Genomic DNA, 12,452 nt, shown 5'->3' on the forward strand with positions numbered 1-12,452 from the left:
TGCGAGCCGAAACCAGCCGTAAGGCAAGCTTGCGGAAGAAGCAGCAATTTGCGGGCATGAGCAGCCCATATCTGGAAAAGGTACTGGATGCTGGGTTAGCTGAACTGGCATCAATTTAACAATATGTTCACGCTCTCGCCCTGAGGGCACCACCATGTGTATTCAACCCAATGACAATTGGCAGTGGCATTATGACGCTCAGGATGATCGCCTGATGCTGGATTTGTCCGATCGCATGATATTTGCCACCGAATATAAAGGTCGACAACTTGTTCCCTGTTCTTTCACCACCCAGCCTTTTTGTGTGGATGATGCCGCCCTCTATTACCAGTTGATGGACAAGGCCGCTGAACTCGACTGGAGTACGCCCCACCAGGTCCAGCTGGTCCTCAATGCCATCGCCGTCAGCCGTTTTTATAAACCCCTGATGCCGCAAAGCTGGTTCTTTCATGAACAGCAGGCTCATGTTATTCCAGAGATGGGATCCCTGGTGTGGATGGATACTCCCCACGGTCGGGGGGAATTCATGGTCATCGAAGCCGGCGATCAGGCGAGCGTTTGCCTGAACCTGACCGACGAACTGGTGCTGACCAACAGCAAGACGCTGCCGCGCTTTGCCGTGATCAAGGTGATGAATAACCGGATGCAAGCCAGAGTCCGGGCACAGACACAATATCGGGAAGTGGGCTGACGATGGGGCCGTTATATGGCGACGAATAAGTCTGTTATAGGCCTGCTATATTGGTCTGATATTTAAGCGCACAGTCTCTCTCTTGTTCCATTATTTGTCTTTTTCCTTCGTCTGGTCGTCACGACCATTTTCTGCCTGGTCCGGGCAAGATTTTCGAATTCTTTACGAATGTGATGGTAGACAGCTGCCAGCCAAGAGCGGGATCCTGTCGCCCGCAAGGGGGGAGGGGAGAGTCTGCCGCGCCTCTTGCCGTTTATATGGCGCCTTTGTCCAAGGTTCGAGTGCCGAGCGCGGGCCGATAAGGTATAATGCGGCACTATTTTTATGGCATCCCCGTGAGCGTGATGAAAGAATTTTTTGCAACCTGCCCCAAGGGGCTGGAAAACCTGCTGGCCGTCGAGCTGACCAATCTGGGTGCGGAGCAGGTCCGTGAGACCGTGGCCGGCGTCCACTTCAAGGGCGAACTGGCCATCGGCTACAAGGCCTGTCTGTGGAGCCGCTTTGCCTCCCGTATCGTGCTGGTGCTCTCCGAGTTCCAGATGAACGACGATCTGGACCTCTACCTCGGGGCTCATACCATTCCCTGGGAGGAGCACTTCTCCGGTACCGCCACCATCGCGGTGGACTTTACCGGTACCAACGCCTCCATTCGCAATACCCAGTACGGCGCCCTGAAGATCAAGGACGCCATCGTCGATCGCTTCACCAAGCGCGGCCACGTGCGCCCGGATGTGGACAAGAAGTCTCCGGACATTCGCATCATGGCGCACCTTGGCAAAGGCAAGGCCAATATCACGCTGGACTTGTCAGGACCGGCGCTGCACCAGCGCTTCTATCGCCAGGGCACCGGCGAGGCGCCCCTCAAAGAGAACCTGGCTGCGGCCATGATTGCCCGCAGCGGCTGGGCTGGCGAGCCCATGATGGACCCCATGTGCGGCTCCGGTACCCTGCTGATTGAAGCGGCCTTCATCGCTGCCGACATGGCGCCTGCGCTGCGCCGTGAGCGCTTCGGTTTCGATCGCTGGCTGCAACACGATGGTGAACTGTGGCAGAGTCTGATGATGGAAGCCCAGGTGCGTGCCAAGCGCGGCATGCAGCGCTGCGAGGTGAAACTGTTCGGTTGCGATGCGGATACCCGAGTCCTGATGAAGGCCCGTGACAACGCCAAGGCCGCCGGCGTGGCCCATCTCATTACCTTCAAGCAGGCCGATGTCACCAAGCTGGAAAATCCGCTGCCGATGCCGGCTGTGGAAGGAGAGAGCCGTCAGGTCGGCATGCTCATCTCCAACCCGCCCTATGGCGAGCGTCTCGGTGAATTCCCGGCGTTGCTGGAAGTGCATCAGGCCCTTGGCGATGCCCTGCGCCGCGGCTTCCAGGGGTGGAAGGTCACCATTCTCTCCGCCTCTCCCGAACTCCTGAGCTGCCTGCGCTTGCGTGCCGACAAGCAGTATCGCCTGTTCAACGGCGCCCTCGAGTGCCAGCTGCGCAACTATCAGATCGCCCTCGATGCCGTCGCTTCCCAGAAAGAGGTGGCCCAGGACTTTGCCAACCGTCTGCGCAAGAATCTGAAGACCCTCGAGAAATGGGCGAGCAAGGAGAACCTCGATTGCTACCGCCTCTATGACGCGGACTTGCCGGAGTACAACGCTGCCATCGACCGCTATCAGGATTATCTGGTGGTACAGGAGTACGCGGCGCCCAAGGACATTCCCGCCCAGAAGACCCGCCAGCGTCTGCTGGACATGGTGCAGGCCGCCATCAAGGTGACCGGCATGGACGGCGAGAAGGTGATCCTGAAGGTGCGCGAGCGCCAGGAAGGCAAACAGCAGTACCAGAAGCTCTCCGAAGAGCAGCACCGGATGGAGGTTCAGGAGTACGGTGCACGCCTCTGGGTCAACCTCTACGACTATCTGGACACCGGCCTCTTCCTCGACCATCGCCAGACCCGCCGCATGCTGGGCCAGATGGCTCGGGGCAAGCGCTTCCTGAACCTCTTCGCCTACACCGGCAGTGCCACCGTGCACGCGGGGCTCGGCGGCGCCCGCGAAACCACCACGGTGGACATGTCGCGCACCTACCTCAACTGGGCCCAGGACAACATGCGCCTCAACTCGCTGGTGGGCCGCGAGCACAAGTTCGTGCAGGCGGACTGCCTGAAGTGGCTCTCCGAGGCGGACGAACAGTACGACCTCATCTTCATCGATCCGCCCACCTTCTCCAACTCCAAGCGGATGGACGAGAGCTTCGACGTGCAGCGGGATCACCTGCTGTTGATGCAGCACCTCAAGCGCCTGCTCGCGGCGGACGGCACCCTGGTCTTCTCCAACAACAAGCGCCACTTCAAGATGGACTTGGCCGGCCTTGACGCCATCGGTCTCAAGGCGCAGAACATCACGAACAAGACCCGGCCCAAGGACTTCGAGCGCAACCAGCATATCCACAACTGCTGGATCATCACCCACGCCGAGGCACAAGGCTGATGCTGACCCTGTTTCACACCGACGGCTGCCACCTGTGCGAACAGGCGTGGACGCTGGTGGAACAGGCCGGGATGGCCGCGCAGACCCGCCGTTGCGACATCCTGGAGGAGGAGGCCTGGCTCGAGGCTTACCGGGTGCGCATCCCGGTGCTGCAAGACAGTGCCGGCCGGGAGCTGGGCTGGCCTTTTACCCTGGGGGAGCTGCAAGGCTGGCTGGTACAGGGGTGAGCAGGATTTGACGACAAAACGGGGGCAGACTCACGCTGCCGCCCGTTTTTTCATAAGCAACAAGGAACAAACATGGCTCTTTTGACATTGCACGGCGCGTCCCTGTCGTTCAGTGATTTTCCGCTGCTCGACCATGCCGAGCTCACCATAGAGCGGGGCGAGCGCCTCTGTCTGGTGGGTCGCAACGGGGCGGGCAAGTCTACCCTGATGAAGGTGATTGCCAGCGAACTGCCGCTGGACGACGGCCGTCTGGTGTTGCAACAAGATTTGAAAGTGACCCGCCTCGAGCAGGATCCGCCCGCCTCGAGCGAGATCACCGTGTTCGATTACGCCGCAGAAGGGCTGGCCGGGGTAGGGGAGCTGCTCAAGCAGTACCACCATGTCTCCCACGCCCTGGCGCACGACCCTTCCGATGCCAACATTCGCACCATGAGCCAGTTGCAGGAGCAGCTCGACTATCAGAACGGCTGGCAGTACGAGACCCGCATCAATCAGGTGCTGACCCTGCTTGATCTCGACCCTGATGTGACGCTCGACAGTCTGTCTGGCGGCTGGCTGCGCAAGGTGGCTCTGGCCCGCGCCCTGGCGTGTGACCCGGATCTGTTGCTGCTGGACGAGCCGACCAACCACCTGGACATCGATGCCATCAACTGGCTGGAAGAGTTCCTCAAGGATTTTCGCGGCGCCATCGTCTTCATCTCCCACGACCGGGAGTTCATCCACAAGCTGGCGACCCGGATCATCGATCTCGATCGCGGCGTGATCACCTCCTGGCCCGGTAACTATGACGAATATCTGCAAGGCAAGGAGGAGTGGCTGCGGGTCGAGGAGCTGAAAAACGCCGAGTTTGACCGCAAGCTGGCCCAGGAAGAGGTATGGGTGCGCCAGGGGATCAAGGCGCGTCGTACCCGCAACGAGGGACGGGTGCGGGCCCTCAAGGCGATGCGCATGGAGCGCACCCAGCGCCGGGAACTGCAGGGCAAGGCCAAGCTGCAACTGGACGAGGCGGGCCGCTCCGGCAAGCTGGTGTTCGAGACCGAGGGGCTGGGGCTGGACTTTGGTGATCGCACCCTGTTCCAGGGACTGGATCTGCAGGTGCTGCGCGGGGACAAGATTGCTCTGGTGGGCCCCAACGGCTGCGGCAAGTCGACCCTGATCAAGCTGCTGATGGGTCAGCTCGAGGCGAGCCGTGGCTCGGTGCGCCAGGGGACCAACCTGGAAGTGGCCTACTTCGATCAATATCGTGAGCAGCTCGACCCCGAGAAGACGGTGGTGGACAACGTGGGGGAGGGCAAGCAGGAGGTGATGGTTCGCGGCCGCTCCCGCCACATCCTCGGCTACCTGCAGGACTTCCTGTTCGAGCCCAAGCGGGCGCGCACCCCGGTCAAGGCCTTGTCAGGGGGCGAGAAAAACCGTCTACTGTTGGCCAAACTCTTCCTCAAGCCCAGTAACTTGTTGATTCTGGATGAACCAACCAACGACCTGGATGTCGAAACGCTGGAATTGCTGGAAGAGCTGCTCACCGATTACCCGGGGACCCTGCTGCTGGTCAGCCACGATCGCCGTTTCATCGACAATACCGTGACCGGCTGCTGGCTGTTTGAAGGGGATGGTCGGATCAGCGATTATGTCGGGGGCTACGCCGACATGATGGCCACACGAGCCCTGCAGGCCGCCCAACAGACGGCCAAGCCGGCCCCGGTCAAGGTGGCAGAGCCTGTCGCGTCGGCAGCGGAGCCTGCGAAAAAAACACGAAAACTCTCTTACAAGTTGCAACTGGAGCTGGATAATCTGCCAGCCCGGCTGGAACAGTTGGAAATGGAACTCGATGCCCTGCAGGCCGAGATTAACCACCCCGGTTTCTTCTCCCTGCCAGCAGAGCAGACCCAGCCCAAACTGGATGCATTGAATGCGGCAGAGGCCGCATTGGAACACGCCTTCTCCCGTTGGGAGGAGTTGGAAGCGTTGAAACATCAAGACTAAGGAAGTAGATGAAAAAGCAATTATCCATGCTGGCCATCCTGGTCGGCGCCAGCCTCAACGCGCAGGCGGCACAAAGCTCCTTTTTCACCATCGTCGATGACGAAGTCAAAGGCTATGCCAGCGGGATCAGCGGCGATGCCAACGGCCTCATCGGGCTCAACACCAAGAACAACATGGCGGAATACTTCTCCACCGTGCGGTTTGCCGACTTCCTGGTGGATCGTTTCCGTTTCGAGCAGGGTTGCATGCTCTCCAACTCGGTCTGCAACTCCTTCTGGAGCGACAACTCGGGCTTTGCCTACCAGTGGCGTCGCGACTTCCTGGACAAGGTGGATCAACGCAGCAACCTGGGCTACGTGACCAGCTCCGAGGTCGATGGCCTGGTGACGGCCCTCGGGGATGTTCCGGAGGATCGGGTCGGTTACAAGATGAATGGCAAGCTGCGCACCGCCTTTGCCGTGGTCAATGACGGCAACCCGGTCGAGCTCAAGGATGCGGCCAGCACCCACGGCCTGAGCGTACCCACCTCCATCAAGAAGCTGGACAACGGTCAGTATCTGGTGACCGGTACCGCGGCCAGCGACAAGTATCGCCACAAGGTGGGCGGTGATTTCTACAAGTGGTGTTTCGAGACGGGCAATGACAGCCAGTACGGTCACTTCCGCTACTGCCCCGGGGTCGATACCCAGGCGAGTTTCTGGCTGCTCAACAGCTCGGGCGGGTTCAACAAGCTGATGCAGGCCGGCACCTATGGCCATCAGCGTGACGAGGTGCTGCAAACCGCTTCTGCACTGGGCGTGGCCAAGTACAACGGCACCCTCTACGGCGTGGGCTACAGCTCTACCGGCGAGGTGGGCACCGGTGATCTGGATGGCCGCAACCTCGCCAGCTACTGGACCCTGGATACGGCTGCCGGCACCGTGGGCACCACCAAGATCATCCCGCTGCCGGATGGCGAGCCTGGCAAGGACGATGCCAAGCTGCAACACAGCTGGGCCGTGGCCGTCAACGACAACGGCTACGTGATCGGCAACCAGCGCTATCGCATCAACAAGGGTCAGAACCGCCCGGTGGAGATGTTCCTGTTCAACCTGAGCAAGCCGGGTACGGCGGCCAGCCTTCCTCTTCAAGACAAGCCGGTCTCGGGGGCAGGCTCGGAAGCGGCCGCCATCAACGAGCACAACATGGTGGTTGGCTGGCGCGACTCCCGCCATCAGACCCAACCGGTGGTCAATGGCACCAACCGCATGCAGGAAGCCTTCCTGCTGAACGCGGCCGCCCCGGCCAACAGCTGGTATCTGAACGATCTCATCTGTGGCAAGGATGACGCCGGCAACAAGCAGTGTGCCCAGAACGGCAAGTACTATCACATCGCTTACGCCAGCGGCATCAGCAGCGACGGCACCATTGCCGCGACGGCGTATCGCTATGACAGCGAGAGCGACCTCAACAAACGCGCCAACGCCACCGTGGTCGCCGTCAAACTGACGCCGGCCGTGGCGGATTATCAGGGCAATGCCCCGGCCAGCTATGTGGTCAGCAATGCGCCGGTCAACAACCAGACCGGTCAGGATGGTGGCGAGGGCGGTGGCGGCAGCCTGTTCTGGTTGACTCTGCTGGCGCTGCCCTTTGCCTGGCTGCGTCGCTATCAGCGATAAATAAGTGTCATCAAAAATTAATGCAGTTCAGTATCTTGTGTCACAACCCCTGAATAGCATGGAATTTTTTGTTTGACCCTGCCTCCCCCCTGGGGTAAAAATGAAGGCGACCGGTGAAAAACTGGTCGCTTTTTTTGTTCCACGAAGAGGGTCGTAGATGATGAAGAGACAGAAACGGGACCGTCTGGAGAGAGCTCGCGCTCGTGGTTATCAGGCTGGCGTAGTCGGCAAACAGAAAGAAGCGTGTCCGTACCAGTGCCTGGATGCAAGGGGCCATTGGCTTGGTGGTTGGCGCGATGCCATGGAAGGGCGAGGCTCAGGCCTCTTCATGAAGTAACCGATACTTCATCACTCATTACAAAAGGAAAGGGGCCATCGTGGCCCCTTTACGTTGTCTCTGCTCACCCAGGAGCAGGATCAGAATGCGGTGGTGTCTTTGAACAGGCCCACTTTCAGATCGGTGGCGCTGTAGATGGGGCGACCATCCACTTCCACGACGCCATCGGCAATGCCCATGACCAGTTTGCGGTTGATGACGCGCTTGAAGGTGATCTTGTAGGTGACCTTCTTGGCCGTCGGCAGGATCTGGCCGGTGAACTTGACTTCACCGACACCCAGCGCACGTCCTTTGCCAGGACCCCCTTTCCAGCCCAGGAAGAAGCCGACCAGTTGCCACATGGCATCCAGGCCCAGGCAGCCGGGCATGACGGGATCGCCGGGGAAGTGGCAGTCGAAGAACCAGAGATCCGGCGTAATATCGAGTTCAGCCAGGATTTCACCCTTGCCGTGCTCGCCGCCATGGTCGTTGATCTTGACGATGCGATCCATCATCAGCATGTTGGGGGCGGGCAGCTGGCTGTTACCTTCACCAAATAATTCGCCACGGCTGCAGGCAAGCAGCTCTTCACGGGTAAAGGACTCTTTGCCTTGTTCGCACAGGGAGAGGCGGGGATCAGTGGTGTCGTTATCTAGGGTCACGCTGTTTATCCTTCATATGGGTCAAAGCCGGGCCAATTTAGCTTACAGCTGTTCGCTAAACAACTCCGATCACTTCATTTAACGGCCAAGCAGCCGATCCAGCAGGCTGCGCAGCAGGCCGCCACTCTTGGTTGCCGTGCCATTGAGTTCGTCAAGTCTCTCCTGGATGCGACCAAACAGGGTATCCGGCATGTCCGGTTCGCCAGCAACGCAGCCGGTGAGCAGCTCGATAGCCTCTTCCACGTGATCCACCGGGTGGATGTGGAACTGGCCGGCCTCTACTGCCGCGATCACTTCATCAGAGAGGTTGAGCTGCTGGGCGTTGGTGCCGGGCAGCAGAATGCCTTGCTTGCCGGTGAGACCGTGGATCTTGCACACCCGGAAGAAGCCCTCAATCTTCTCGTTCACGCCGCCAACGGCCTGCACATTGCCGAACTGGTCGACCGCACCGGTCACGGCGAAGTGCTGATAGATGGGCTGGCGGGCGAGGGCGGAGAGGAGGGCACACAGGCCGGTCAGGGAGGCGCTGTCACCATCGATCTCGTGGTATGACTGCTCGAACACCAGGTTGGCCGAGAGCGGCGAGGGGTTCTCTGCACCGAACTTGTTGGAGAGGTAGCCGTGGATGATCATCATGGCCTTGGCGTGAATGTGACCGGCGAGCTCCGCCTTGCGCTCGATGTCAGCCACATCGCCATCCCCGAGGTGGACGGTCGCGGTGAGGCGTACCGGCTCCCCGAAGTCATAGGGATGGCCGGCCACCTGGATGACGGAAAGGCCGTTGATCTGGCCAACCTCTTCACCGTCGGTCTGCAGCAGGATCTGGCCGTCGATGACACCCTGATCCGATTGCTCCACCAGATAGTTGAGGCGGTAATCCTGCTCTTCCAGGGCGAGCAGGATATGTTCGTCAGTGACGCAGGTCGCTTCCAGCTCGCGGGCCAGGCTGTCGGCCATGCGCATGATGGCGCCGAGCTGTACCTCGGAGAGGGATAGCCACTCCTGGTGGTCACACAGGCGGCTGGCATGGCGACAGAGGGCGAGGAGGGCACTTGGCGTGAAATCCAGCAGCGCCCAGCGCGCTCGCAGCCAGGCGAGATATTGCAGGAAGGCGGGGAGATCTTCCTCGATGTTCACTTCGGAGACCAGATCGGCACGCAGGAAGATGCGCTCCGCCATGTCCCTGTCCAGCATCTGGAATTCCGCCACGTCCAGCCTGTCACCGACCAGGATCAACTTGAACCGGATGGGGGTCGCTTCCGGGGTGAAGAACGGCGTCAGCGTCTTGCCTTCCTGATAGGCATTCCAGTCCAGCTCGCCTTTTTGCATGGCGTTTTTGAGCTTGAACCAGAGATGAGGCTGATCCAGCAGCTCATCGAGCTGAAGTATCAGGTAACCACCGTTGGCTTCCCGCAGCAGACCAGGTTCCAAAAGGTGCTGGTTGGCGTAAACGGAGCCTTGTTCCGTCTGATAGTTGATGGAGCCGAACAAGGTATCCCAGTTCAGGTCACGGCCGTAGACGACAGGGGCTTGCTGATCCTCATGATGGATCAGCAGGTTGATTAGCACCGGGTGCTGGAACTCGAGGCCCTGGGCGACATGGGCGGCCAGATCGGAGAGGAAATCCACGATCTTGGGGTCGTTGTTCTGTTTGCGGATGATCCGGGTGACCAGCCGCTCGGCGTCGAGATGGTGGCTCATCAGCTTGAGCAGCTCACCGACCATTTCGCAGAACTCGAAACCCGAGCCCGGTTGCAGGCGCAGCCAGATGGGCTTGAAAGGGTTGTTGAGATTCTCGGTATAACAGAGATCGAACAGGTCGCCATCCTTGCCATTCGAAGAGGCGATCAGGGTCTGGCAGACATTCTCGTAATCTGCACCGGGGAAACCGTTGAGGATCATGACCGGGCAGTCACCATCAAAACTGGCCAGCCGTTTGATACCCGAAATCGCTCTGGGTTGCAGGGCGGCAAACGGCATGGGGTCGAGTTCGCCAAGTGTGGGGAACTGCTCAATCGAGAAAGCGGGTTTTAATTGTTCTGATGTTAATTCAGCCACTTAAGACATCCGGTCGGGGATAGGATCAATTGCCACCATTATACACAGTTCGGTTGAGGGTGACAGAACACCAAGATATATCATTTAACATAATATACATTATGCGCGGTGTCGAATTTATGAGTCCCAGGGCATGGTCAATCAAGGATTGCCTTTAGGTCCCGTGTCTTGGTTATGAGTGCAGTTTTATTGTTCACCATTGGTTATCAGTCATATGTACGGTTCTGGTCGAGCAAGTGGTCCAGCGGCTTGCGGCTGGCACTCTCGTGACGTTCCCGGTTGCCGGTGTGCAGGTACTTGGAGGTGGTGTCGATGCTGTCATGTCCCGCATCGGCTTGTACGTGGGATAAAGGCCGGCCGTGCAGATTGATGTCATGGGTGATACCGGTATGGCGAATGGAGTGCGGCGTCAGGGTTCGCATTTCAGCGGCATCCTGATCAAAACCATCTTGTTCGGCGAGGCTTGCGGCCTGTTCAAATACCGCCATTACCAGGTCTCGTAGCTGGCGGATACCCAGATTGGCATTGAGTTCGCCTTGTTCGCGGCCATGGGCCGCCGCCTTGTGGCGTACGAACAGCGGGGTCTGCTCCCCGGGGGCCGGCAGTGGCGAAAGTCCAAGAAAGGTACGATAGCGAGCCAGGGCTTCGAGCAGAGCCTGTGAAACGGCCACGGTGCGACGTTTACCGCCTTTGCTGCGGGGAATGTCATAACCCCAGACGCCCGTTTTGGCGTCACGTCGAAACTGGCCCATGACGGGGCTGAAACCCGGCCTGGCCGCCACCTCGGAAATTCGCAGATAACAGGCATACATCAGACAGATGAGAAAGCGGCTGCGCTCATGTTGTGCCGGGCATTCGGCAGCGAGCTGTTCGGCGGCTTGCATCACATAGGACCATTGCAGCTCGGTGAAGGATTGCGCATCTTCACCAGCCTCCTGGGGGCCCGCACGTTTAACCCGCTGCAGCAGGAGAGCCGGATTGCGATCCATGTACTCCTCCTGGATGAGAAACTGGAAGAAGGCGGACAAAATGGCGAGTTTTGTCTTCATCGCCTGCTCACTCAGTCGATACGGCAGCTCCCGGCCCAGTTCCCGCTTGCCAAGAAACGGACGCCACAGGGGGTTTGGCAACCGTTCCCCCCACTCCTTGTCGAGCACGAACTGGGCGACGTTGCGGTAGGCAATCAGTCCGGACGGTGGCGCCTGGCAATAGTCGAGATAGCGCATCATGATGCGCCTGGTGAGATCCCTGGGGCTGATGGCCACCTCGCAAAAACACCAGTGCAAAAAAGTGGTCAGCTCACTGCGATAGGTCTTGTAGTTGTTTTCGCTGTGGCGCTGCTCCAGCAGCCAGTCGACGGCCAGCTCATACACGATCCCCGCGTCGGGGACCTTGCCAAGACTCAGGGTGGCGAGGTACTGGTTGACCTGGGGATTGCCCGCCTCAAGGTGGTCCACGCTATCGAACAGTGGCATGGCGGGTGGAAGTGCTGGATGAGTCATGATGGTGTGTGATGTCGGTTGAATGTTTTGAACGGGGCCGCAACCCCCTGATGCCGATAAATGGGGTTATCGGCATCAGGGCTTGCAGTGCGCCTTGGGGGCAACGACCTGAGGCATCTTGCTGTGATACCCCATGATGACGAGCAATCGGCATATTCAATGAATATGCAGTGTGGTTGGAAAATCCTCGGGGAAAATAGTCGTGAAAATGACTTAAGTTGCACTTTTCATGAATGAGATAGCGGGTTCTGCCTCACATCCCCTTCCCCGCCCTTTCGTCTCAAGCCACGCTCTTCAGGGGCTTCCCCTTTGGCAGTTCAGTATCCAGCTTGTCTTCTTTGGGGGGATTCCCCTGCCCTTTTCCACCGCGCAATACCTGCTGCAACTGATCCCGCTGCTCGGCCAGATAAAAGGCCAGACTCTCCTGCTGCTCCGGTGCAAGCGCGACCGGCGCACCCGCCAGCAGTGTCATCAGCTCATCGGCGGTGTCCAGCAGTTTGTCATAGGCATCCGCCTCTTTCTTGCTGGCAAAGGTCATCTTCTCCACTCCCCCACGTACCACAACATACTTGATCTCAACGGCCATCGCGGCGCCCTCCTGATGATAGTGATTGCAAGTATATGTACGTATATACAGTATTGCAAATACCCTCAGCATGTCGGCATGCATCGCCAGCCCCTGCTTGGCTGGCGGCGGCCAGTTCACACCGGAAAACACGTCTTTTCAAAGGCGCTGTCCCAATTACATGTTGAAAGGCTAACCTTGAAGTAGGTCATCACCCTGAGGGCCTCCATCATGGATACCCAAGCCTTTCAACATCTACTGTCTCTCTTTCCACAGCTCACCATGCGCCAGCGTCGCCTCGCGCAACATG

General features: G+C 59.1%; 10 protein-coding genes and 1 pseudogene. 7 read left to right on the forward strand and 4 right to left on the reverse strand.

What is annotated here, in order from left to right; translation table 11 throughout:
- The 7 genes and pseudogenes from MUW49_RS04595 to rmf form a co-directional block, all read left to right on the forward strand.
- A pseudogene (locus tag MUW49_RS04595) lies at positions 1-119 on the forward strand (ISAs1 family transposase); the annotation flags it as partial.
- A gap of 35 nt (positions 120-154) precedes the next feature.
- On the forward strand, positions 155-691 hold the full coding sequence (locus tag MUW49_RS04600) for a cell division protein ZapC (RefSeq protein ID WP_041211431.1): 537 nt from the start codon (positions 155-157) through the stop codon (positions 689-691).
- Between the two features lie 308 nt (positions 692-999).
- On the forward strand, positions 1,000-3,171 hold the full coding sequence (gene rlmKL / locus MUW49_RS04605; protein ID WP_052814621.1) for a bifunctional 23S rRNA (guanine(2069)-N(7))-methyltransferase RlmK/23S rRNA (guanine(2445)-N(2))-methyltransferase RlmL: 2,172 nt from the start codon (positions 1,000-1,002) through the stop codon (positions 3,169-3,171).
- Positions 3,171-3,398 (forward strand): glutaredoxin family protein, encoded by a 228-nt coding sequence (locus MUW49_RS04610; RefSeq protein ID WP_102948506.1) that lies wholly within the window; start codon positions 3,171-3,173, stop codon positions 3,396-3,398. The genes rlmKL and MUW49_RS04610 overlap by 1 nt, the downstream gene beginning before the upstream one ends.
- A 72-nt stretch (positions 3,399-3,470) precedes the next feature.
- The gene (locus tag MUW49_RS04615; protein ID WP_029314544.1) at positions 3,471-5,381 is read left to right on the forward strand and encodes an ABC transporter ATP-binding protein; all 1,911 of its coding nucleotides are present in this window, start codon (positions 3,471-3,473) and stop codon (positions 5,379-5,381) included.
- Between the two features lie 8 nt (positions 5,382-5,389).
- The gene (locus MUW49_RS04620) at positions 5,390-7,039 is read left to right on the forward strand and encodes a DUF3466 family protein (protein WP_210538754.1); all 1,650 of its coding nucleotides are present in this window, start codon (positions 5,390-5,392) and stop codon (positions 7,037-7,039) included.
- A gap of 160 nt (positions 7,040-7,199) precedes the next feature.
- A complete protein-coding gene (gene rmf / locus MUW49_RS04625) occupies positions 7,200-7,376 on the forward strand; it encodes a ribosome modulation factor (protein ID WP_010674759.1) in 177 nt (58 codons plus the stop codon).
- 80 nt (positions 7,377-7,456) lie between these two features.
- Here rmf and fabA read toward each other — a convergent pair whose 3' ends face one another.
- The 4 genes from fabA to MUW49_RS04645 form a co-directional block, all read right to left on the reverse strand.
- Positions 7,457-8,017 (reverse strand): 3-hydroxyacyl-[acyl-carrier-protein] dehydratase FabA, encoded by a 561-nt coding sequence (gene fabA, locus MUW49_RS04630; protein ID WP_010674758.1) that lies wholly within the window; start codon positions 8,015-8,017, stop codon positions 7,457-7,459.
- 78 nt (positions 8,018-8,095) lie between these two features.
- Complete coding sequence (locus MUW49_RS04635; RefSeq protein WP_102948504.1) at positions 8,096-10,075, reverse strand: Lon protease family protein; 1,980 nt, start codon at positions 10,073-10,075, stop codon at positions 8,096-8,098.
- Positions 10,076-10,281: 206 nt separating this feature from the next.
- On the reverse strand, positions 10,282-11,577 hold the full coding sequence (locus tag MUW49_RS04640; RefSeq protein ID WP_045524874.1) for a site-specific integrase: 1,296 nt from the start codon (positions 11,575-11,577) through the stop codon (positions 10,282-10,284).
- Between the two features lie 280 nt (positions 11,578-11,857).
- Positions 11,858-12,163, reverse strand: a complete 306-nt coding sequence (locus MUW49_RS04645; RefSeq protein ID WP_039041159.1) for a YebG family protein — start codon at positions 12,161-12,163, stop codon at positions 11,858-11,860.
- Positions 12,164-12,452 lie beyond the last annotated feature (289 nt).

The sequence above is a fragment of the Aeromonas sp. LsrichE-8G genome (assembly GCF_022869435.1).
GTDB lineage: Bacteria > Pseudomonadota > Gammaproteobacteria > Enterobacterales > Aeromonadaceae > Aeromonas > Aeromonas caviae.

Excerpts from the sequence above, each read along its gene's own strand:
- MUW49_RS04600 (WP_041211431.1), top strand. The coding sequence starts at position 155 with ATGTGTATTCAACCCAATGACAATTGGCAGTGGCATTATGACGCTCAG.
- rlmKL (WP_052814621.1), top strand. The coding sequence starts at position 1,000 with ATGCGGCACTATTTTTATGGCATCCCCGTGAGCGTGATGAAAGAATTT.
- MUW49_RS04610 (WP_102948506.1), top strand. The coding sequence starts at position 3,171 with ATGCTGACCCTGTTTCACACCGACGGCTGCCACCTGTGCGAACAGGCG.
- MUW49_RS04615 (WP_029314544.1), top strand. The coding sequence starts at position 3,471 with ATGGCTCTTTTGACATTGCACGGCGCGTCCCTGTCGTTCAGTGATTTT.
- MUW49_RS04620 (WP_210538754.1), top strand. The coding sequence starts at position 5,390 with ATGAAAAAGCAATTATCCATGCTGGCCATCCTGGTCGGCGCCAGCCTC.
- rmf (WP_010674759.1), top strand. The coding sequence starts at position 7,200 with ATGAAGAGACAGAAACGGGACCGTCTGGAGAGAGCTCGCGCTCGTGGT.
- MUW49_RS04640 (WP_045524874.1), bottom strand. The coding sequence starts at position 11,577 with ATGACTCATCCAGCACTTCCACCCGCCATGCCACTGTTCGATAGCGTG.
- MUW49_RS04645 (WP_039041159.1), bottom strand. The coding sequence starts at position 12,163 with ATGGCCGTTGAGATCAAGTATGTTGTGGTACGTGGGGGAGTGGAGAAG.